Here is a 21,989-nt window from a genome sequence, read left to right on the forward strand (position 1 = left end):
CCCCGCCCCTGTCGCGGGCACGGTGCGCGAGCGCGCGGGCCAGCCACTGCTTGGCTCCGGCATGCGCGGGCTCCACCTGGAGCGCGTTGCCGTAGTCCTCGATGGCCTGGTCCCACTGGCCGGTGGCGAAGTGGTCCGCGCCCAGGAGCATCCAGCCCAGGGCCTGACGGGGCACCATCTCCACGACGCGCCGGTGCACCTCCACCGCGCGCTGGTAGCGGCCGGCGCGGCGGTTGACGGAGCCGAGCGACGCCCACAGCTCCACGCTGCTGGCGCCCGAGCGCACCGCGGCCTCCAGGAACTGGATGGCCTCCTCGTGACGTCCCTGCGCCTGGAGCGCCTTGCCCACCGCCATCTGCCCCAGCACCAGGCCGGGCTGAAGCTCCAGCACCTTGCGGTAGGCCTCCTCGGCGGCGGGGGCCTGCTTCTGCGCGAGCCGCACGTCGCCCAGCAGCAGGTACGCTGCGGGCGTCGCGCCCACCTTCACCATGGCCACCGCCTGCGCCTCCGCGCGGGGCAGCTCGGCCGAGGCGAGGTACAGCCGGGCCAGCTTCTCCTTCGGCTCGGCCGCCTGCGGGAAGCGCGTGGTGACGCCCTCGAGCAGCGTCCGCGCCTCGCCGGGCTTTCCCTCCAGCTCCAGCACGTTGGCGAGCCCCAGTTGCACCGTGGCCGACTCCGGCCGGCCCGCCTGCGCCTGGGTGAAGGACGCGCGCGCGGCCACCGCGTCGCGGCGCAGCACATGGGCGCGGCCCAGCAGCTCGTGGACCTGGAAGTCGTTGGTGGAGAGCTTCGCGGGACGCATGGCCAGATACTTCTGCAACCGCGTCACCGCCGCGTCGCCCTGCTGGGCGAAGAGGTAGTAGCTGGCCAGGTAGTAGTGGACGATGAGGTGCTCGGCCTGGTCCGCGCCAGCCACCTGCTCCAGCAGCGGCACGCCCTCCGGGAAGCGGCGCAGCTTGAAGAGGGCCACGCCCAGCGGGTACGAGAGCGACAGCTCGGACGGGTTTGCCGCCTGCACGGGCTTGAGCTTGTCCACGGTGCGCGCCCAGTCCTGGAGCGCGTTGGCGGCGGAGCCCACGCCCGCGGCGGCGGCGACGGAGCCCGGCTCGGCGGCCAGGGCCTGCTCGAAGAGGGCCAGCGCCTTGCGGTACTTCTCCTCCGCTTCCTTCTTGTCACCGGAGGCGCTCGCGGCGCTGGCGGACACCTGGGCCGTCTCGCCCTCCTTCACCAGCCGCTGCGACTCGGACATGGGTGGAGGGCGGTACTGCGCCAGGGCGGGAGGGCTGGCCAGCGAGGCCAGCAGGGCGAGCGCCGGGACGAGGCGTCGCATGGGGGTGTGGGGTGTGCGGCGCATGCGGGTGTCGTCCAGGGTCAGGCGGGGCTGTACTCGGCCACGACGACGGTGATGTCATCGCGCTGGGGCTGGCCCGCGCTGTACGCGCGGGCGTCCGCGAGCAGCGCGTCACGCAGCGCCTCCGCGGACAGATTGGCGTGGGCCTGCACCGCCGCGGCCAGACGCTGGGTGCCGTACATGCGCCCCGTCCCATCCCGTGCCTCGGTGATGCCGTCGGTGTACCAGACGATGATGTCCCCCGGGCTGAGCTGAGCCTGGCGGGACGTGAACTGCGACGTCACGGACGCGCCGAGCAGGGGCCCGCGCGCGGGCAGCGAGGCCACCTGCCCGCTGTGCTTGTTGAAGACGAGCGGGCTGGGATGCGCGCCCGCCGCATAGTCCACCAGGCCGTTGGACACGTCGATGACGGCCAGGGCGCTGGACATCTGATGCTCGCCGCGGCCCACGTTGGCCAGCGTCACGTTCAGCGCGGTGATGAGCATCTGCGCGTTGACCTCGGTGGGCTCGCGCAGCGTCATCGCGGAGGCGAAGCCGCTGGTGGCGCTCGTGGCCACCAGCGAGGTGGACAGGCCGTGGCCCGTCACGTCGCCGATGCCGATGACCACCCGCTGCTCGTCCAGCACCGCGCGGAACCACCAGTCGCCACCACACGCGTCGGCGGTGACGACGAGGCCGGCGATGCGCAGCGGCCCCACCTGCACGGCGTCACGGCCTGGCAAGAGCGTCTCCTGGACGGTGCGCGCCAGCGACACCTCGCGCTCGAGCTGGGCCTTGGCACGCACGTCGTCGAGCAGCACCTTGATGCGCTCGGCCATGTGGTTGAACACCACGCCCAGCGTCTTCACCTCGCGGCCGGCGCCGCTGGCCACCTGGGTGCGCGCGCCCAAATCTCCGGCGGCCAGTTGCATCACCTTGTGGGTGAGCATACCCAATGGCCGGGTGATTCTTCGGCTCTGGAACGCGGCGACCACGCCCGCCAGCACCACGAAGCCCAGCCCCAGGGCGAGCATGCGCACGGTGTTGGCCCTCACGGTGACGCGCTTGTCGCGCTCGAGGACCTCGAGCTGCTCCTGGAGGGCGCGCAGCGAGTAGCTGATGACCACCAGCCCCTTGCCGCTGGTGGAGCCGTAGTCGATGGGCTCCTGAATCTCGTACACGGCCTGGTTCCGGTAGAACGCCTGCACCAGCCGCTGCTCGGCGGCGCGTCCGCTGGGGGCGGCCTCGGGCGCATCAGCCTCGGTGGGGGCTTCCGCGGCCTTCGGCTCGCTGTCCGCCATCACCAGGCCCTCCGGGTCGAGAATCTGGACGCGGAGGATGTTGGGGTTGGTGGAGACGATGGAGCCGGCCACGCCTTCCAGGAAGGCGTAGTTGTTGTCTCGCAGGTTGGTGACGGAGGTGAGCGCCACCGTCTGGCCCACCGTCCGCCCCAATTCGCGGGCCTGCTCCTGGATGCGCTCGGTGGAGCGGCGGGCGGTCTCCTCGAACTGGGACTGCGTCGACGCGACGGACAGCGCCGCGACCAGGCCCACGATGACCACCACCAGCGCGGTCGTCGTGAGCAGGAGGATCTGGTCCAACCGGAGGCCGCGGATGGCCGCCACGTTGGGCAGCTCGCCGGCCTCCAGTGGAGCGATGAGCGTGCCCGTCGCCTCGACGTGGGGCAACCCGACGTTGGAGGTCAGCCGCGTGGCGGTGGACTCGCGGGTGCCTGTGATTTCCCGGGAGCCCGTCCGCTCGACCTGTGGCGACGTGCCACCGGGGGACGTGCCCGGGGAGGTGCCGGGCTCGGGTGTGGGGTTCAGACGCGTGTTCGTGCTGGACAAGGACACACCCGGAAGGCCACGCCAACGCGCGGCGGGGAGCGGGAAAGAGGGGCGACTCTAGCGCACTTCTCCTGCTTCGCGAGACCTTGCCCCCCACACCACGTCACGACCCGTCCCGGCATGCGGACCTCCCGCGAGGTGGGGCGCGTGTTGGCCCGCCGGACACTTCACCTCCGGTGAGACGCGGACCCGGGCCTTCACCGCGCGTCCACGCGGGGCGTCCGTTAGCATCCCAGCCCATGAGGCCCCACTTCCACGTGGATGGGTTTCCCGTCCGCGTCCATCCGCTCTTCTTCCTCACGGCCCTGGCGACAGGCTGGACCTCCGCCTCCGAGCTGGGGAGCCTGGCGCTGTGGGTCATGGTGGTGTTCGCCTCGGTGCTCCTCCATGAACTGGGCCACGCGTGGGCGTACCGACGGTTCGGCTCCACCGCGAGCATCTCCCTGCACGGGATGGGCGGAACCGCGCAGGGCACGGACCGGCTCACGCACCGTCAGTCCGCGTGGGTGAGCTTCGCCGGCCCCGGGGTCGGCTTCCTGTTGGGCGGGCTGGTGTGGGGCGCCTCGGCCCTCACGCCGCTGGGCGAGCAGGGAGGGCTGGTGGGCGTGGCGGTGCGCCAGCTCCTCTGGGTGAACATCGGCTGGGGGCTGTTCAACCTGCTGCCCGTGCAGCCGCTGGATGGAGGCCACCTGCTCGCGTCGCTCGTGCGAGCACGCAAGGGCTACCGGTATGAGCGAGCCCTGCACGTCATCGGCATCGTCACGGCGGTGGCCCTGGTGGGGCTCGCCATCTGGGGGCGCACCGTCTGGGTCGGGCTGATGGCGCTGACGTTCGGGGTGATGAACCTGGAGCAACTGCGACAGCTCCCCCGGGAGGTCCCCTTCAAGCCCGCCGCGCCCCCTCGGAGGAGTGCCGCGCGGCGCGCCTCCGTGGCGGGCGCCGTCACTCTCGACGAGTTGCTGGGCCGGGGCCCTCCTCCGCCCGCCGCACCCCTCACCGAGACCGCGACCACCGAGGCGGTGGCCCCCGTCCTCGCCCGACGCGCGCCCGCGGACACGGTGGAGGAGCCCGAGACCCCTCACGACCCGGCCGCGGTGGGCCAGCTCCTGCTGGACAGCGGCCTCGCGGGGCTGGCGGTGAAGCCCCTCCAGGAGGCCTTCTCCCGGGCGCCCTCCCCCCGCGTCGGACACACGCTCGTCCTGGCGCTCCTGGAGACGGGCCGTACAGCGGAGCTGAGCGCGCTGCTCACCAGTCCCCGGTCCGCGCACCTGTCCGAGGAGACGCTGGGTGCCATCGAAGCGCGCGCGGGCGGAGACGAGGCGCTAACGGGCCGCGTCACGGTGCTGCGACGCGCCGCCGCTCCTAAGTTGGATGAGCAAGGCTGATTGCCGCGCCGCGCCACCGGGCCCCGTTTGAGTGGGGGGCCGCCAGGAGGTCATCTGCGCGCTTGAGAAAAGGGGGCGCATCCGGGTTATAGGGGCGTCCCCTCCAGCCAGAGGATGCCCGCGCGTGTCTAGACCCCGACTCATCAAAGAATCGTCCGCGCCGCTCCCGCTCGACAGGGAGCTGCTGGTCCGTATCCACGACCTCATGGTCAAAACGCGCGTCCTCGAGGAGCGCCTCATCCAGATGTACAAGCAGGGCCACGGCTACTTCTGGATTGGCGGCCCGGGCGAGGAGGCGTTCAACGTCCCGCTCGGCCTGCTGATGAAGAAGGGCCAGGGCCCCGAGTACGACTATCTCCACGCCCACTACCGCCAGTCCGGCACGCTGCTCGCGCTGGGCGAGGAGCCCATCGGCGCGCTGCGGCAGATGAAGAACACCGCGTCGGACCCGTACTCCGGCGGCCGCAACTTCGCGGGCCACTTCTCGCTGCGAAAGTACAACGTCGCCCCCGTCAGCTCCCCCATCGAGGTCCAGTACTCCATCGCACCGGGTACGGCCATGATGCAGAAGCGCGTGGGCGGTGACGGCATCACCATCGTCACCGGCGGCGACGCCGGCACGGCCGAGGGTGATTTCGCCACCTGCCTCATCTGGAGCAGCCGCCCCGCCAACCCGTTGCCGGTGCTCATCATCGTCACCAACAACAAGTGGGGCATCTCCACCTCGGCGGAGGGCCAGCACGGCGAGACGCGCGTGAGCGAGCGCGGCAAGGCGTTCAACATCCGCTCGAAGACCATCAACGGCAATGACCCGGTGGAGGCGTACACGGAGCTGAAGGAGGCGATGGAGTACGTGCGCACCGAGCGCAAGCCGTTCCTCCTGGAGGCCAACGTGTCGCGCCTGTACGGGCACTCGTCCGCGTCCGGCGCCAACTACGTGTCCGAGGAGCTCGACTGCCTCAAGCAGTTCGAGACCCGGCTGGAGGCGGACGGAGTCCTGACGCGCCAGCAGATGGACGAACTGCGCAACCGCTACACCGAGGACATGGCCGCCGCCGCCCGCATCGCCCGGGACGAGCCGCTGCCCGCCCCCGAGACCATCTGGAAGCACATCTTCGCGGAGGACAAGTAACCATGGCCAACATGGCGCAGGCCATTCGCATGGCCCTCCACTACGCCGAGGAGAACCTCGGTGTGACGGACATCTTCGGAGAGGACGTCGGCGCTCCGCTCGGCGGCGTCTTCACCTGCACGCAGGGCTTGAAGACGGCGTGGAACTCGCCCCTGGACGAGCGCGGCATCATCGGCGCGGCCATGGGAATCGCCCTGGGGGGTGGCAGGCCCGTCGCGGAGATTCAGTTCTGCGACTACGTCTACAACACCATCGACCTGCTCAAGCTGGCGGGCAACACCTGCTGGGCGAGCAACGGCGACTGGAACCTGCCCATGGTGGTGCGCACGCCGGTGGGCAGCGGCATCCGCGGGTCCATCTACCACTCGCACTCGTTCGACGCGACGATGACCCACATCCCCGGCTGGAAGGTGGTCATGCCCTCCACGCCGCTGGACGCGTACGGGCTGCTCATCTCCGCGTGCAAGGAACAGAACCCCGTCATGTTCCTGGAGCCCAAGGCGCTGTTGCGCGTGAAGGGCGACGAGCGCATCCCCGGCGAGCCGGACGATGACCGCGCGCTGTCGAAGATGATCGACGCGCCGTTGGGTGACCGCTCGCAGTGGAAGCCGCAGTGGCCCGCGGAGCTGGAGGCCTTCGCCATCCCCATCGGCAAGGGCAAGCTCCTGCGCGAGGGCACGCAGCTCACCGTCGTCAGCTACGGGCGCACCCTGCCCCTGTGCTCGCGCGCCGCGCAGACGCTCGCCGACGAGGGCATCAGCGTGGAGGTCATCGACCTGCGCTCGCTGTGGCCCTACGACTGGGAGATGATCAAGACCTCCGTCCAGAAGACGGGCCGCGTCCTGTTCGTCAACGAGGACACCGAGGTGACGAACTTCGGTGAGCACCTGCTGCGCCGCACGGTGGAGGAGCTCTTCTACTCGCTGCTCGCGCCGCCCCGCCTCGTGGCCGGCAAGTTCATCCCCGGCATCGGCCTGGCCGACACGCTGGAGATGGCCTCCGTGCCCCAGCAGAACGACATCACCGACGCCCTGCGCTCACTCGCTGGCGAGCAGCCGTAAGCGTCGCACCCACAAGTACGCTGACGTTCCCGCACCACGGAAAGTTCCGGGCCGCCGTTCCTCTTTGGAGGAGCGGCGGCCCTTTCGTTAGACTCCCAACTGCCTTGTCACAGCCAATCGTCCGGACCGCCACCCCCGCGGGTGCAGATGCTCCCGCCTTTCGCATTCGCCGCGCCCGTCGGGGCGACGCCGAGGCCATGGCCTTGCTGCTTCGCGAGCTGGGTTATCCACAGGGCACGGACCAGCAGACCGTGCACTGGGTGGTCAGCCATCCGGAGATTGAAATCTTCGTCGCGGGAGACCCGCAGGACAAACCCGTGGGCATGCTGTCGTTCTCCCACCGGCCGCAGCTGCGGCTGCGCGGGCGCGTGGCCACCATCGACGAGCTGGTGGTGACGGAGACCTGGCGCCGGCGAGGGGTGGGCCGCGCGCTCATCAAACAGATTCTGGAGCGCTGCAAGGTGCTCAGCGCCCGTCAGCTCCAGCTCGTCTCGCCGATGACAATCACTCCGGAGGCGCGCAACTTCTATACGGCGTGCGGCTTCTCCGAGATCGACGCGGGCGTGTTCCGCCATGCGGAGACGGAGGGCGGCCGCTAGGGCCAGCCCCGTCTCGCCTCCACCGGACGTCAGCGCTTGAAGCTCTCCACCACCCGGTGGAGCCGCGCGCGGTCCTCGTCATTCACGTCCGTGAAGCGCACGCCAATGGCCTCCTCCTCATCGCGCACCCACGCGATGATGCCATTGAGGTGGAACTCCTCGCCCGCGATGTCCATGGACAGACGCACCTGCGAGCCTACGTCGTAGGCCTTGCGCGTGCGCAGGCACAGGCCGCCCGCTGACACGTTGATGGAGAACACGCGCAGCGCTCGCGCGGCATCCGCCGTGTGTTCGAAACGAACGGCGAACTTCGCCGCCACGCGCTCGTCGGCACGCCGGTTCGCGTACGCGGAAGGATCCCCTGGTGCCATCTCTGCTTCCGCCACCTTGCTAGTCATGTGCACCCGCTACCCCCTGGCCACTGCTGGCGACCCGCTGCCATCCCAACCTCAGGGATTCTGACGCGCCGAGCCACCCCTTGGGCATCGGTCATCCGGCAAGTGTCCGCTGCTTTCCAGGCACGATTCAAGAGGGTCCCCCAGAATGAAGTCCATCAGCTAAGTCCCCGCTGACTTCGATTGGGGAGCATGGATGCGCGCGTGGCTCGCGATGTTGACGGGGACCCTCTTCCTGGCGCTCTGGGTGCCCGGGTGCAGTGACGACAACAAACCCGGTCCGAACAATGGCGACTCCGGGGTGCCGGGAGACCCGGACGGTGGCGGTGGACCGACGGGAGATGGCGGGACGAACCCCGACTTCGCGTGCAACGTCGCAAGGCAGGAAGGCTGCGGAACAGGCCAAAGCTGCCACTTCGCGGACCTGGGCGGCGGCAGGACGGGCAGCCGGTGCTTCGCGGCGGCGTGCGACGTCGTGCAGCAGAACTGCGCGCAGGGGCAGCGCTGCACCTACGCGGGCGTGGGAGCGACGACGGAGCGGCGGTGCGTGGAGGCGGGCACGGGCGTGGAGGGCGCGCGCTGCACGCTGGCGGCCTCGGACGGCGGCGTCGAATACGACACGTGCGCGGCGGGCCTGTTCTGCAAGGACGAGCGGCAGGACGATGGCGGCACGAGCTTCTTCTGTCGCCGGCTGTGCCACGCGACGACGCAGTGTGGGGACGCGGGCGAGTGCAACACGGTGCTGCGGCTTGCGGGCACGTCGGAGCTGCCGCTGCTCTGCGGGCCGCGCTCGCAGGCGTGTGACCCCTTCGCGCAGGGCTGCACCGCGCCGCTGAGCTGCTATCCGTCCGCGTCCGGCCCCGTGTGCGCGGGCAGCGGCACGCGCGGCACGGGTGAAGCGTGCGACTTCAGCAACCAGTGCGCGCCTGGCAGCGCCTGCGTGAATACGGGGCGAGGGCTCAACTGCCGGCCCCTGTGCCGGCCCTCGGGCTCACCCGCATGTTCCGTCGGGACGTGTCGTCCACTGAATGACAATCCGGGGGTGGGCGCCTGCATCCCATGAACCGCGGTGCCCACGCTGGGTAACTCCGTCGCCCCACCGGGCTGTCTCGCGGCCGTGCAAGGGCCGTGAGCGCGCACGCGAAGGAAATCCGTCGCTCCGTCTCGCCCGGAGACCAGGGGGGCGTGCGCCGCGCGACTCGGGACTTGCGCGTGTGTTGGGTGGTCGTCGCGGGAATGCGCGGTGAGCATCGTGCGTCCTCGGGAGGGAGCGACGATGCGAATGTGGCGAACGTGGCTCGGGGTCCTGGTGTGTGTGGGGAGTGCGCAGTGGGCATGCGCTCCCAGCAACGCCGATGACCCCGTATGGGAAGAGCCCTCTCAAGAAGAGCAGAGTGAAACCTCGAGCGCGCCGGACGCGTCGGTCGACGTGGCGCCCGCGCTCGTGCTGAACGACGAAGGCCAGGTGCGGACGACGCCTCCACCGTCGCCGCTGCCGGCCATCGGCTTCCAGCCCGGCTTCCACCAGGCGCTGCGCTGGTCCTATAGCGTGAGCAGCGTCACCACGTTCCGGATGCGAGTGCCGGTGGCGCGCACCGGCGACCGGATACAGGTGACGTTCCGCTCCGGTGATGGAGCGCTCACGCTCCAGCGCGCCACCGTGGCCCGTGCGGGCGCGGACGGCTCGCTCCTGTCCACGCCCGTGCCCTTGAACTTCGAGGGCAAGCCGGGCTTCACCGCGGGGGCTCGCACCCTGGTGACGTCGGACCCGGTGGCCTTTCCGGTGACGTTCCGGGACGACCTGGCCATCACCTTCGAGGTGCGAGGCGCGCTGGCGGCCAGCGCCATCAACGCGTTCCCTGGCAGCTTCGCTCGGGTCGGCACCCACTCCCAGGCGCTGACTGCGCTCGGGGGCGACACCTTCGAGCGCTCCGTGGGCGTGGCGACGGTGGAAGTGGAAGGGCCCACCGGCCGGGCGTTCCTGGCCATGGGCGACAGCATCACCGAGGGCTACGTCGACCTGCGCAACGACTCGCGCAACGCGTGGCCCGCGCTGGTGGAGGCGCAGCTCGGCGTGCCCGTGGTCAACGCGGGCGTCAGCGGCCAGGGCTTCTACGACGCGCTGATGATGCTCGACGACGAGGTGCTCTCGGTGAAGGGCATCACCGACTGCCTCGTCCTCCTGGGCACCAATGACTTGGGCGACGCGGGCGCGGAGGAGCAGATGGAGACGCGGATGCTGCTGCTGGTGCAGCGGCTGGAGCCGTTCTGCCACGTCTGGGTGAGCACGCTCTTGCCGAAGGAGAAGACGAACTACGGCGCCTATGAGTACGTGAAGTCGCAGCGGCTCAGCTTCAACGCGTGGCTGCGCGCCGGAGGCACGGGCGCGGAGGTCATCGACCTGGAGTCGGTGATGCGGCGCACGGGCAACGTGCACCTCTACCTGGAAGGGCTGGGCGTGGACGGCATCCACCCGAGCACCGAGGGCCACAAGGTGATGGCGGCCGAGGTGGTGCGCACCCTGCGCGAGCGCGGCCAGATGTAGCCGCGCGCGCCGCATCGGTGTGGCGGCGGCTCAGCGAGGACCGAGCACGCCGTGCAGCACGAGCAGCTCCGCCAGCCCCGGCGGAGCCAGCACCCAGTCGTTCTCCGCGGGCACCCAGCGCACCGGCGCGCCCGCGGACTCCAGCAGCGCATTCACGCGCAGCAGCAACGGAGAGAATGTCGTCGCGGGCGCGTCCCAGTCCCCCTCGCCGACCTCGACCTCCACGCCCCCCGGGTCCAGGACGAAGGCGTTGCGCCCCTGCAGCGGCTTCACGGCGAAGCCCGGGAGGTAGGGCTGCATCGCCGCCTCCAGTCGCTCCAGCAGCGCGGCGTCCTTGAAGGGATGGGACAGCTCCCAGTCGAAGAACGTCGGCAGCTGGGACAACAGCTCCCGGCGCAGCGGGTCCTCGCGGCTGTCGCGCCAGTGGTGCTCCGCCAGCTCCATCGCCGTGGCGGGAACCTTGAGTTCCCAGGGCTCCAGCTTCGCGAGCAGCTCTCCCATGCGCTCCACCAGCTCATACGGAGGCTCCGCGCGTGACACCCAGGCCACGTCCGCCACGGACTGCCCCCGCCGCTGGCCCGTCACCCGGTCTCCCGCGCGGAGCTGGAATGGCGGCGCGCCGGACTCCGGCTCTGGATAGAGGGGTGCGTTGAAGAGCCCCTCGCCCGAGTCCGGACGCAGCCTGGCGAAGCCGTGCTTCGGGTTGACGTCCTCCACCGTGAATGTGTCTCTGGCCATCCGTCGCCTCCTCGATGAAAGACGCCCTACCCCGTGTTGCGCATGCCGGCAGCGATTCCGTTGAGCGACAGCAACAGGGGCCTGTCGCAGTCACTGGCGCCCTCTCGCTTGCGGCGCATCAGCTCCACCTGGAGGAAGGACATCGGGTCCACGTACGGGTTGCGCAGGGAGATGGCGCGCTGGAGCTGGGGGTTGTGGTCCAGCAACCGGGCCTCCCCCGTCAGCCGCTTCACCTGCCGACGCGTGCGCCGGTGCTCCTGTTGAATCAGTCGCCACAGCGGGCGCGTGGAAGCGGGAGCGAGCGCCGCGTAGCGACCCGCGATGGCCATGTCCGACTTGGCCAGCACCATGGTGACGTTGTCGATGACGGCCTTGAAGAAGGGCCACTGGCGGTACATGCGCTTGAGCAGCGCGGGCCCGCCGGGCTCCTTCGCGAACGCCTCCAGCGCGGAGCCCACGCCGTACCAGCCCGGGATGATGGCCCGATTCTGCGTCCAGGCGAACACCCACGGAATCGCGCGCAGCGACTCCAGGCCTCCCGCCTTGCGCTTGCTGGGGCGCGAGCCGATGGGCAGCGCGGAGATCTCCTCCACCGGCGTCGCGGTGGTGAAGAGCTCCAGGAACCGGGGGTCTTCCCACACCAGGGCGCGGTACGCCTTGCGGCCCGTCTCGGCCAGCGTGTCGAACGCGGCGCGGAACTCCTTCTCGTCCTCGGGCGACGGGCGCGGCTGCGCATCCAGCAGGTGCGGCAGCACCCCACCGACGATGAGCTCCAGCGTGCGGCGAGCCAGCTCGGGGCGCGCGTACTTGTGGTCCAGCGCCTCGCCCTGCTCCGTGGCCTTGTAGCCACCGGCCACCGCGCCTGGGGGCAGCGCGAGGATGGCCTCCTGCGCCGGGCCTCCTCCGCGAGCCACCGACTCACCGCGCCCATGGAACAGCCGCAGCGGGACGCCCGCCTCGCGCGCCGCCTCGGTGAGCGCCACCTGCGCGCGGTAGAGCGCGGCGCTGGCGGCCAGCAACCCCACCTCCTTGCCGGAGTCGCTGTAGCCGACCATGACCTCCTGCGCGCCGCGTGCATCGACGTGCTTTCGGTACTCGGGATGCGCGAAGAGCGTGCGCAGCACGTCCGGCCCGGAGTCCAGCGCGCCGAGCTGCTCGAACAGGGGCACCACGTCCACGGTGGCGCAGCCGCGCGCGGCGTCCCACAGGCCCGCGTGCTTGATGCAGCGGAAGGCCGCGAGCACGTCCTCGGCGGTGCTGGCCATGCTGAGGATGAGGGTGCGGCAGGCGGGCTCACCCGCCTCGGACTGGGCCTCGCGCAGCTTCTCCAGCACCGCGAGCAGGCGCTTTCCACCTTCCGACGGCGCGGGCCCACCCGCCTCCAGCGAGGCCGCCGCGCTCACCGCGTCCTCGGCCGGCACACGCGCCTCCAGCTCGGCCAGCGCCAGGCCCAGCGCGCACACCCGCTCGCGCATGCGGCGCACCTGACGAAGCCCCGCGTTGCCGGCCTTCGCCTCCGTGAGCGAGCGCGCCAGCAGGTCCAGGTCGGCCAGCAGGGCCTCCGGCGTCCGGTACGCGCTCTCGGGCATCGCCCCCGGGTCGCCGGTGCGCTGGGCCAGCACGTGGCGCAGGGCCTGATTCAGCCGCTCCTCCATGAAGCGCAGCTTGCGACGCCAGGGCTCGCCCACGGTGCGAGGCCCCAGGCGCTGCTCGGCCTCGGGGAGCTGCGCCGCATCACGCGCCAGCGAGGCGAGCAGCTCCTGCGACGGCGTCGCGTGCCGGTCCGACTGAGAGAGCATTCCACCCAGGCGCTCCAGTCCCTGAATCAAGAGACGCAGCCCGCGAGCGCGGTGCGCGCGCAGCGTGTCGCCGAAGACCTCGGGCGTGACGAGCGGGTTGCCATCCATGTCCCCGCCCACCCACGAGTGGACGCGCACCGGCGTGTCCACGTGCCCCAGCGGCTCGCCATAGGCGCGCTCGAAGGCCCACTCCAGCACCTCGGGCAGCTCCGAGAGCTGCTCGGCGAGCACCTCCTCCACGTACCAGAGGATGTTCTTCACCTCGTCGCCCACGGTGGGCCGCTCGCGGCGCAGCTCGTCCGTCTGCCACAGCGTGGTGATCTCTTCCCGGAGGGACTCGACGTTGTCGGCGCTCTCCCGAGGGGTGAGCTCACAACGGTCCCTCTCCTCCAGCAGCCCCGCCATCCGGTAGAGCTTCTCCAGCAGCGTGCGGCGCACGGCCTGCGTGGGATGCGCGGTGAGCGTCAGCGTCACCTGCATCTGTCGAAGCGCCTCGCGCACGCGTGACGCGGGGATGCCCGCGTCCTTGAGCGACAACAGCGTCGCCTCCAGCGAGCCGCGCTGGGGACTGGGGGACTCGGCGCCGGCATGGGCCCGGGCGCGGCGGATGCGGTGGTGCTGCTCGGCCAGGTTGACGAGCTGGAAGTAGACCGAGAAGGCGCGGAGCACGGGCTCGGCCTGCTCCAGGGGCAGGCGTTTCAGGATGTCCGCCAGCTCGGCCGCGGAGGCACGTCGCCCCGGCACCGGGCCTCGCCGCCGCTGGATGGCCAGCCGGCGCACCTCCTCCTCCAGGTCGAACAGCGCCTGCCCTTCCTGCTCGACGAGCACTTCTCCCAACAGTCGCCCCAGCAGGCGGACATCACGACGAAGCGGCTGATCCACGGCGCGCATACGAGCCATATGACGTGGACCGTAACCGCTTCCGCCACGGTTCGCCCGGGCAATGTCCGGGCTCCCTCCACTTCTGCGCAGAGGACCTGACAGTCAGGGCTTCGCGTCGAACGCTGTCGCTCGGGCGATGGCCTCCGTCCGGTCGACGTCGGTCGCGATGAACGCGAGCTTCGCGCGAATCTGTTCGACAGCGTCGCCACCGAGAGGCAGTCGGAACGGAAGCGCCTCGCTCGGCCGCGCGACGACGTCGGCGATGGTGCGAGCGGCCTTCGCGGGGTCCCCGGCCTGCTTGCCGTCCATCTGCTTCACCCAGTCGCGAATCTGTCCCACCGTCGCGCCATACGCGTCCATGGCAGGCAGGTGTCGGAACGCCGAGCCGAACAGCGAGGTCCGGAAGGTCCCTGGCTCCACCACCAGCACCCGGATGCCCAGGGGCTTCACCTCCTGCGCGAGGCTCTCCGACAGCCCCTCCAGGGCATGCTTCGCCGCGCAGTAGGCACCGAAGCCCGGCGCGGTGGAGAGCCCCGCGACACTGGAGACCTGGACGATGGTGCCACTCCCGCGCGCCCGCATGTGGGGCAGGACCTCGCGCGTGGTCGTGATGGCGGCGAAGAACATCACCTCCATCGTCGCGCGCAGGGCCTCTTCGTCTGTCTCCTCGACCGCGCCCAGGATGCTGAAGCCCGCGTTGTTGACCAGGACGTCGAGCTGCCCGAAGTGCGAGAGGGCCGCCGCGACAGCCTCACGCACCTGCTCGGGACGCGTCACGTCCAGTTCGATGAGTTTCAGACGCCCATCGGCACGCCCCACGAGCTCCGCGAGGACCTGGGGCCGTCGCGCGGTGGCGACCACACGGTCTCCGCGACGCAGCACCTCCTCGACGAGCGCGCGTCCCAACCCCGACGACGCTCCCGTGACGAACCAGACCTTGGACGACAGAGATGAACCTTGGCTGCTCATGGCGGACTCCCTCGACTTCAAGTTCGCGACACAAGGTAGGGGCCTCGGACCTGCTCAACCATCGGTGGAATTGCGATGGGTTTTTAAGTTTCGCTAAAAGATGAAGACATGAGGGACGACTACTCGGGGCTGACCGCGCTGGCGGCGGTGGCGGACAAGCGCAGCTTCACGGCCGCCGCGACGATGCTGCGCGTGACGCCGTCGGCACTCAGCCAGAGCATCCGCGCGCTCGAGGAGCGGGTCGGCGTGCGACTGCTCCAGCGCACGACGCGCAGCGTGGGCCTGACGGAGGCGGGTGCGCGGTTCCTCGCGCAGCTCAGGCCCGCGATGGCCAGCATCCATGCGGCGTTCGAGTCGCTCGACGCGGTCCGGGGTCGTCCGTCGGGGACGTTGCGAATCAACGTGCCACGCCTGGCCATCACCCCGGTGCTCGAACCCCTCCTGGCGGCGTTCCTCGCCACCTACCCGGAGCTCCGGCTCGACATCGTCGTGGATGACGGTCTCACCAACATCGTCGAGCAGGACTTCGACGCGGGCATCCGCCTGGGCGAGACGCTCGACAAGGACGTCGTGGCGCTGCGACTCACGAGCGACCTGCGAATGGCGGTGGTCGGCGCGCCCGCATATCTCTCGGAGCGCGGGCGGCCGAAGCACCCGAGAGACCTGCACGCGCACGACTGCATCAACTTCCGCTACCTCCGGAGCGGCGCGGTGTACCGCTGGGAGTTCACCGACAAGGGCCGCGAATTCACCGTCGCCGTGGAGGGGCGGCTGGTCACCAACGACAACGCGCTGCAGGTTCGCGCGGCGCTCGACGGGGTCGGCCTCGCCAACGTCATGGAGCACACGGTGGCGAAGGAGCTGACCGACGGTCGCCTCATCCGAGTCCTCTCCCGCTTCTGCGCTCCCTTTCCGGGTCTGTTTCTCTACTACCCGAGCCGCACCCAACTGCCCCCCAAGCTGCGCGCGCTGGTCGACTTCCTGCGTGCGAGACCTCCCGAGGCGATGGCGCCCTGACCCGCGTCGGAGGGACACGGGTACCGCTCGCCCTGGTCGAGGTCCTGCACGCTTGAGGCCCCCACTGCTCGTCACGGAGCTGTTCTCCTCCTGCCTGCCCGCGCAGGTCACCGCGCGAGGAACCGCGGCAGCCGGGGCGGCCTGGAGAAGTGCCCGCCTTCGACAGCCGCCTCGCGCGGAAACACATGACCGGATTGGCCCCCGGACACAGACCCACCGCTGTGTCTCCGCGCCCGCACTCAGCCTCGGTCCGCGCCTTGCAAAACCCCTGTGCACGAGACGCGGCCGACAGTGCCGCCGAGGAGCACAAGGTCATGTGGATGACACGGTGTTGGAAGGTGGCGGCGATGTGCGGTTTTCTGGCCGCGCCCGGGGCCCTGGCGAAGCCGACGACGCTCGCTCAGCCCTCCGAGGAGGCAGACACGACTTCGTCCCTCTTCGACGCGGGGATGCCGGAACTCGATGACCACTTCGCCGGCGCACCCGACGAGATGGCCCCGCCCCGCCTCCGCCACGCGGAGCCCGTGTCCTGCATCGCCGCGCCGGAGGGCCGCCTGTGGGTCGCCTCCACCGAGGAGTGTGGCGACAACGAGTGCATCGACAAGATGACGGTCTGGGTCGGCTCGTGGACCGTCGAGGACGTAGCCGTCGACGTCCAGTGCGACGCCGAGCACGTCATCCTCTCCACCCACGACTGGCGGATGGTCCTCATCCCCGACGGCAAGGGCGACTTCGACGTCGAGGAGTCCACCCTGGGCGAGGAAGCCCCGCTGGCCGGAGGCGAGCTGTCCACGCCCGCCTCCGAGAGCTGAACCTCACGGACCGATGCGGCGCAGGATGAGGATGGGGCCCTCGTCCAGCCGCCTGTCCCTCAAATCAATCTCGCAGTCGATCATCCAGTCGCCATGGCCCTCGGGGTCCATGATGCGCTGTTGGACCTCCCAGAGCCTCGGCCCCGTGTCCTTGAGGAACGTGTTGGCCGGCTTGCGAGCCTGGGGCGTGAGCACCACGATTTTGTGCTCCTCGTGGTACGGCACCATGGCCTGCTCCAGCTTCGGCGCGGTCCACTCGCCCAGCGCGTTGTCCAAGAGCGACAGCGCATCCGAGTAACGCTTCTGCCCCAGCGCGCGCAGCAGCCGGTGCAGCTCCTCGCGCACGCGGGCCGCGAACGCGCGCGGGTCCTCGGTGAGCTCCTTCGGCTTGAGCTCCACGGCCGGCTTCGCCTCGACGACGGCGCCCGGGTTTTTCATCCGCTCCCACTCGTCCACCAGGCTGGAGTCCACCTGACGAATCGTGGCCCGCAGGTGGTCGATGATGTCCTCCACCTCCTCCGTGCGGAAGCGCTCCGGCACCGTCTGCGACAGCGTCTTGTACACGTCGCTGACGTAGCGCAGCAGCACGCCCTCGCTGCGCTGCAACCCGTACTCACGAACGTAGTCGTGGAAGGACATGAAGCGCTCGAACATGTCCCGCACCACGGCCTTGGGACGGATGTTCTCCTCGCCCACCCACGGGTGCTTGCGCGCGAAGGCGTTGAAGGTGCCGTAGATGAACTCGCGGTTCGGCTTCGGCCACTCCAGCTTCTCCAGCTCCTCCATCCGGTCGTCGTACTCGACGCCGCGCGCCTTCATCTCTTGAATCTTCTCGCCCTTGAGCTGGTGCAGCTGCGCGTAGAGCACCACGTCCGGGTTCTCCAGGATGGACTCCACCAGCGTCACCACGTCCAGCGCGTACGTCTCCGTGGTGGGGTCCAGCAGCTCCAGCGTCTCCAGCAGGTACAGCGACAGCGTGTGGTTGAGGCTGAAGTCGTACTGGAGCTCCTGCGCCACCTTCACCGTGGCCCCCGAGCCGCCCTCGCCGCGCGTCACCTCCACGATTCCCGCGCCGCGCAGCGTGCGGAAGTCCCGCGCCGCCTCCCTCAAGTGCCTGCGCTTCAGGAAGTCCGAGTCATGGCAGCGCTGGATGAGCTGCACCAGCCGGTGGTAGCCCCCCGTGCCCCGGATGTGGTCGCTCTGGAGCAGGTTGAGAATCATGCCGTGGGACACGGCGAAGCGGGACTCCAGCGGCTCGGGCATGCCCGTCTGGAGCCGCTCGAAGGTGCTCTTGTCGTACTGGACGAAGTTCTTCTGCGGCGGCTTCGCCTTGGGCGTCTTCTTCTTGCCCGCGGCTTCCTTCGCGGCCTGCTTGACGTTCTCGACGACGTACTCGGGCGCCTGGGCGACGACGCTGCCCTCGTTGTCGAACCCCTTGCGGCCCGCGCGACCTGAAATCTGCAGGAAGTCGCGCACGCTCAGCGTGGTGAGCTTCTCGCCGTTGAACTTGAAGAGCTGGGTGAAGGCCACCGTGCGGATGGGGATGTTGACGCCCACGCCCAGGGTGTCCGTGCCGCTGATGACCTTGAGGTGGCCGCCCTGCGCCAGCTTCTCCACCAGCAGGCGATACTTGGGCAGCAGGCCCGCGTGGTGCATGCCGATGCCGTGGCGAAGGTAGCGCTGGAAGTCCTTGCCGTAGGGCGTGTCGAAGGGCGCGTCCATCAGCGCGAGGCGGATGGCCTCCTTCTCCTCCTTGGTGGAGAAGTCCACGCTCATGAGGTTCTGCGCCTGCTCGGCGGCGGCGCGCTGCGTGAAGTTCACCAGGTAGATGGGGTACTTCTTGCGCGCGATGAGGTCTTCAATCGTCTCGTGCAGCGCGGACTCGCGGTAGTCGAAGTCCAGCGGCACCGGGCGCTGGGTGCTGCGCACGGTGGCGACCTCGCGGCCGGTGAGCTTCTGGAGGCTCTCCTCGATGATGTGCGTGGGGCCCAGCGTGGCCGACATCAGGAGGAACGTCGCCTTGGGCAGGGCGATGAGCGGAATCTGCCACGCCACGCCGCGCTCCTTGTCCGAGTAGTAGTGGAACTCGTCCATCACCACGTAGTCCACCCGGGCGCCCGCGTCGCGCAGCGCCAGGTTGGCGAGGATTTCGGCGGTGCAGCAGATGATGGGCGCGTCGCGGTTGATGCTCGCGTCGCCGGTGAGCATGCCCACGTTCTCCGCGCCGAAGGCATCACAGAGCGCGAAGAACTTCTCGTTCACCAGCGCCTTGATGGGGCAGGTGTAGAAGGAGACCTTGCCCTCGGCCATGGCCTTGAAGTGGAGGGCGGTGGCCACCAGGGACTTGCCCGAGCCGGTGGGGGTCTTGAGGAACAGGTGCTTGCCCGCCAGCAGCTCCAGGATGGCTTCCTCCTGGGCCGGGTAGAGGCTGAGGCCATTCGTCGAGACGTAGCCGACGAAGCGGTCCAGGATGCTGTCGGCGTCGAGCGGAGGCTCGCCTTTCTTGGGAAGCAGGGCGGCGAGCGGCGCTTGGGACTCAGGGGTGTCCATCACCCGGCGGACTCTAGAGCAGCCACCGATTCGCGTCCGCTGCGAAATCAGACACCCGTGCCCCACGAACAGTCCCGACCCGGACGCGGGCGCTGGGGCTCGGTCCACCCCGCGTCATTGTCCACGCACGCCGGAACGATGTGGCTCGCAGGGCCCGTGCCTACCGTTGCGCGACCTTTCGACCAACAAAGGGGCAGCGTGATGTTCCATCCGTGGCGTCTTGCCTTCCTCGCTGTCTGGGCTTCGATTTCGGTCGCCCAGGCCCAACCCGCCTCCGTGGGCCAATGGACCCCGGTCCAGCAGTGGCCGTACTCCGCCGTCCACACCCACCTGCTGCCCACGGGCAAGGTGATGTTCTTCTCCGAGTTCGGAGACGGCGACACCCCCACCCTCTGGGACCCGGCGACCAACGTCCTCACCACGCTGCCCAAGGCGGGCTTCAACATCTTCTGCGCGGGCCACGCCTTCATGGCGGACGGCCGGCTGTTCGTGGCCGGTGGCCACATCACGGATGACTCCGGCCTGCCCTACGCCTCCATCTTCGACCCGTTCAAGCTCACCTGGACGCGACTGCCGAACATGAACGCCGGCCGGTGGTACCCCACCGTCACCACGCTCCCCAACGGCGACATGCTGGTGGTGGGCGGCGCCAAGGAGGACCGGACCAAGAACCTGGTTCCCCAGGTCTGGCAGTCGTCGAAGAACTCCTGGCGCAACCTCACGGGCGCGAGCCTGGAGCTCATGTACTACCCGTGGATGTTCGTGACGAACACGGGCAAGACGCTGATGGCGGGCTACTGGAAGCCCGCGCGGTACCTCGACACGGAGGGCACCGGCGCCTGGTCCTCCGGCCCGCGAACCACCTACGCGAACAGCCGCAACGCGGGCAGCGCGGTGATGTACGACGACGGCAAGGTCCTCATCACCGGCGGCGACAATCCCCCCACCAACAACGTGGAGATATTGGACCTCAACGCCGCGAAGCCCACCTGGCGCTCGGTGGCGCCCATGCGCTACGTGCGCCGCCAGCACAACAGCACGGTGATGCCGGATGGCTCGGTGCTCGTCACCGGCGGCCACAGCGGCCCCGGCACGGACAACCCCAAGTTCCCCCGCCTGGAGACGGAGCTGTGGAACCCCGTCACCGAGCAGTGGTCCCTGCTGGCGCCGTCTTCCGCCTATCGCGGCTACCACTCCACCACCCTGCTGCTGCCGGACGGCCGCGTGCTCTCAGCGGGCAGCCGCAACGTGAAGACGATGCAGGTGTTCTCCCCGCCCTACCTCTTCAACGGCCCGCGCCCCACCATCTCCTCCGCGCCGGAGGCCATCGCCTATGGCGAGACGTTCCGCGTCAACACCCCCGACGCGGCCAGCATCACCATGGCGTCGTGGATTCGCCTGGGCTCCGTCACCCACGCCTTCGACGAGAACCAGCGCTTCATGAAGCTGCGCTTCACCGCCAGCGGCGGCGGGCTCAACGTCGTCGCGCCGCCCAACCCGAACGTCGCGCCGCCCGGCCACTACATGCTGTTCCTGCTCAACTCGAAGAAGGTGCCGTCGGTGGCGAAGATCATCCGCATCGGCGGTGGAGGCACCACGCCGCCCCCGACAGACCCTCCTCCCAACACCGGCTTCACCGCCGTGGCCTTCGGCTCCGAGTGGAAGTACGACGACCGCAACGTCGACCCGGGCGCGGCCTGGACGTCTCCTGGCTTCAATGACGCGGCGTGGAAGAAGGGCCTCGCGCACCTCGGCTACGGCGAGACCGACGAGCGGACGGTGTTGGCGAAGACGACGCCTGTCCAGCCCTCCGTCTACTTCCGCCGCAAGTTCACCATCCACGGCATGGTGGAGCAGGCCACGCTCCAGGTGGTTCACGACGACGGCGTGGCGGTGTTCCTCAACGGCACCCAGGTGTTCTCCAAGTACGTCGGCTCCACCGCGCACGGCGCCTACGCCTCCGGCACCAGCGCCGACAACACCCTGAGCACGACGACCATCCCCGGCTCCCGCTTCATGATGGGAGACAACACGCTGGCCGTCATGGTGAAGCAGGCGAACGCCACCTCCAGCGACTTGTCCTTCGACCTGGAGCTCAAAGTCACTACCGACGGCATGCAGCACGATGCCCTCTTCATGGAGAGCCCCAACGGAGGCGAGACGCTGCGCCCGGGCAACGTGCAGATGCTCCAGTGGATGACCCACGGCTCGGGTGTCGACAACGTGCAGGTCCAGTTCTCGCCCGACAACGGAGCCCACTGGACGATGGTCGACCCGAGCGTCCCCAACATCGGCTTCTATGAGTGGACGGTGCCGGGCACCGAGACGTCCAACGGCGTGCTGCGCATCTCCGATGCCTCGCGGCAGGACGTCGAGGACCGCACCGACCTGCCCTTCACCATCAGCCGGACGCCGCAGTTCCGGGCCATCGCCTTCGGTGAGTACTGGAAGTTCGACGACCGCAACGTGAACCCGGGCGCCTCGTGGACGGCACACAACTTCGATGACAGCGCGTGGCGCTCGGGCCCCGCGAAGCTCGGCTTTGGCGACGGGGACGAGCACACCGTGCTCAACAAGACGACGCCCCTGCAGCCCAGCGTCTACTTCCGCAAGAAGCTCACGCTCGGCGAGGCCATCCGCACCGCCAACCTCCGCGTGCTGCATGACGACGGCGTGGCCATCTGGGTGAACGGGAAGCTCGTCTACTCCCGGTACACCGACAACGGCCTCGGCCATGGCACCTTCGCCAGCGGCGTGCTGAAGGACGCCGTCATCAGCACCGCCAGCTTCGACGGCTCCGCCTTCGTCGTGGGGGAGAACACCATCGCGGTGATGGTGAAGCAGGCCAACGCGGAGTCGAGCGACGTGGGGTTCGACCTGGAGCTGAACCTCGAAGCCCGTTAGCTGCCGCGGCGCCCGGTCCCGGAC

Annotated in this window: 16 protein-coding genes; 9 read left to right on the forward strand and 7 right to left on the reverse strand. The window is 69.6% G+C overall.

All coding sequences use genetic code 11. From position 1 onward, the window contains the following. A partial coding sequence (locus tag HUW62_RS26900; protein ID WP_176436018.1) for a tetratricopeptide repeat protein occupies nt 1-1,354 on the reverse strand: 1,354 nt, incomplete at its 3' end. 17 nt (nt 1,355-1,371) lie between these two features. Further along, nucleotides 1,372-3,177, reverse strand: a complete 1,806-nt coding sequence (locus HUW62_RS26905) for a PP2C family protein-serine/threonine phosphatase (protein WP_163864972.1) — start codon at nt 3,175-3,177, stop codon at nt 1,372-1,374. Between the two features lie 239 nt (nt 3,178-3,416). Here HUW62_RS26905 and HUW62_RS26910 point away from each other — a divergent pair, with 239 nt between their 5' ends. The 4 genes from HUW62_RS26910 to HUW62_RS26925 all read left to right on the forward strand — a co-directional run bounded on the left by HUW62_RS26910 (nt 3,417) and on the right by HUW62_RS26925 (nt 7,354). After that, nucleotides 3,417-4,562 (forward strand): M50 family metallopeptidase, encoded by a 1,146-nt coding sequence (locus HUW62_RS26910; RefSeq protein WP_176436019.1) that lies wholly within the window; start codon nt 3,417-3,419, stop codon nt 4,560-4,562. Nucleotides 4,563-4,686: 124 nt separating this feature from the next. Beyond that, nucleotides 4,687-5,694: a thiamine pyrophosphate-dependent dehydrogenase E1 component subunit alpha gene (locus tag HUW62_RS26915; RefSeq protein WP_163864970.1), complete on the forward strand. Its 1,008-nt coding sequence runs from the start codon at nt 4,687-4,689 to the stop codon at nt 5,692-5,694. A 2-nt stretch (nt 5,695-5,696) separates the two neighbouring features. Continuing rightward, a complete protein-coding gene (locus tag HUW62_RS26920) occupies nt 5,697-6,755 on the forward strand; it encodes an alpha-ketoacid dehydrogenase subunit beta (protein WP_163864969.1) in 1,059 nt (352 codons plus the stop codon). Between the two features lie 197 nt (nt 6,756-6,952). Beyond that, entirely contained in the window at nt 6,953-7,354 is a 402-nt protein-coding gene (locus HUW62_RS26925; protein WP_240356299.1) for a GNAT family N-acetyltransferase, read from the forward strand. A gap of 29 nt (nt 7,355-7,383) precedes the next feature. Here HUW62_RS26925 and HUW62_RS26930 read toward each other — a convergent pair whose 3' ends face one another. Then, nucleotides 7,384-7,752, reverse strand: coding sequence for a TIGR02266 family protein (locus HUW62_RS26930; protein WP_163864967.1), 369 nt, complete (start codon nt 7,750-7,752; stop codon nt 7,384-7,386). Between the two features lie 193 nt (nt 7,753-7,945). On the opposite strand from HUW62_RS26930, the gene HUW62_RS26935 reads away from it, so the two are divergent. Further along, nucleotides 7,946-8,812 (forward strand): hypothetical protein, encoded by an 867-nt coding sequence (locus HUW62_RS26935; protein WP_176436020.1) that lies wholly within the window; start codon nt 7,946-7,948, stop codon nt 8,810-8,812. Nucleotides 8,813-9,178: 366 nt separating this feature from the next. Further along, on the forward strand, nt 9,179-10,294 hold the full coding sequence (locus HUW62_RS26940) for an SGNH/GDSL hydrolase family protein (protein ID WP_368670486.1): 1,116 nt from the start codon (nt 9,179-9,181) through the stop codon (nt 10,292-10,294). A 30-nt stretch (nt 10,295-10,324) separates the two neighbouring features. Here HUW62_RS26940 and HUW62_RS26945 read toward each other — a convergent pair whose 3' ends face one another. The 3 genes from HUW62_RS26945 to HUW62_RS26955 all read right to left on the reverse strand — a co-directional run bounded on the left by HUW62_RS26945 (nt 10,325) and on the right by HUW62_RS26955 (nt 14,682). Continuing rightward, nucleotides 10,325-11,032, reverse strand: coding sequence for a hypothetical protein (locus HUW62_RS26945; RefSeq protein ID WP_163864964.1), 708 nt, complete (start codon nt 11,030-11,032; stop codon nt 10,325-10,327). 26 nt (nt 11,033-11,058) lie between these two features. Then, nucleotides 11,059-13,731, reverse strand: coding sequence for a phosphoenolpyruvate carboxylase (locus tag HUW62_RS26950; protein ID WP_176436021.1), 2,673 nt, complete (start codon nt 13,729-13,731; stop codon nt 11,059-11,061). An 84-nt stretch (nt 13,732-13,815) separates the two neighbouring features. After that, nucleotides 13,816-14,682, reverse strand: a complete 867-nt coding sequence (locus HUW62_RS26955; protein ID WP_163864962.1) for an SDR family NAD(P)-dependent oxidoreductase — start codon at nt 14,680-14,682, stop codon at nt 13,816-13,818. Nucleotides 14,683-14,790: 108 nt separating this feature from the next. On the opposite strand from HUW62_RS26955, the gene HUW62_RS26960 reads away from it, so the two are divergent. Further along, complete coding sequence (locus HUW62_RS26960) at nt 14,791-15,699, forward strand: LysR family transcriptional regulator (RefSeq protein ID WP_176436022.1); 909 nt, start codon at nt 14,791-14,793, stop codon at nt 15,697-15,699. 320 nt (nt 15,700-16,019) lie between these two features. Next, nucleotides 16,020-16,511, forward strand: a complete 492-nt coding sequence (locus tag HUW62_RS26965; protein ID WP_176436023.1) for a hypothetical protein — start codon at nt 16,020-16,022, stop codon at nt 16,509-16,511. A 3-nt stretch (nt 16,512-16,514) separates the two neighbouring features. Here HUW62_RS26965 and HUW62_RS26970 read toward each other — a convergent pair whose 3' ends face one another. Beyond that, complete coding sequence (locus HUW62_RS26970; RefSeq protein WP_163864959.1) at nt 16,515-19,061, reverse strand: RNA helicase; 2,547 nt, start codon at nt 19,059-19,061, stop codon at nt 16,515-16,517. A 201-nt stretch (nt 19,062-19,262) separates the two neighbouring features. On the opposite strand from HUW62_RS26970, the gene HUW62_RS26975 reads away from it, so the two are divergent. Next, entirely contained in the window at nt 19,263-21,965 is a 2,703-nt protein-coding gene (locus HUW62_RS26975) for a galactose oxidase-like domain-containing protein (protein ID WP_240356298.1), read from the forward strand. Nucleotides 21,966-21,989: the final 24 nt, after the last annotated feature.

The organism is Myxococcus sp. AM011, from assembly GCF_013372595.1.
GTDB lineage: Bacteria > Myxococcota > Myxococcia > Myxococcales > Myxococcaceae > Myxococcus > Myxococcus eversor.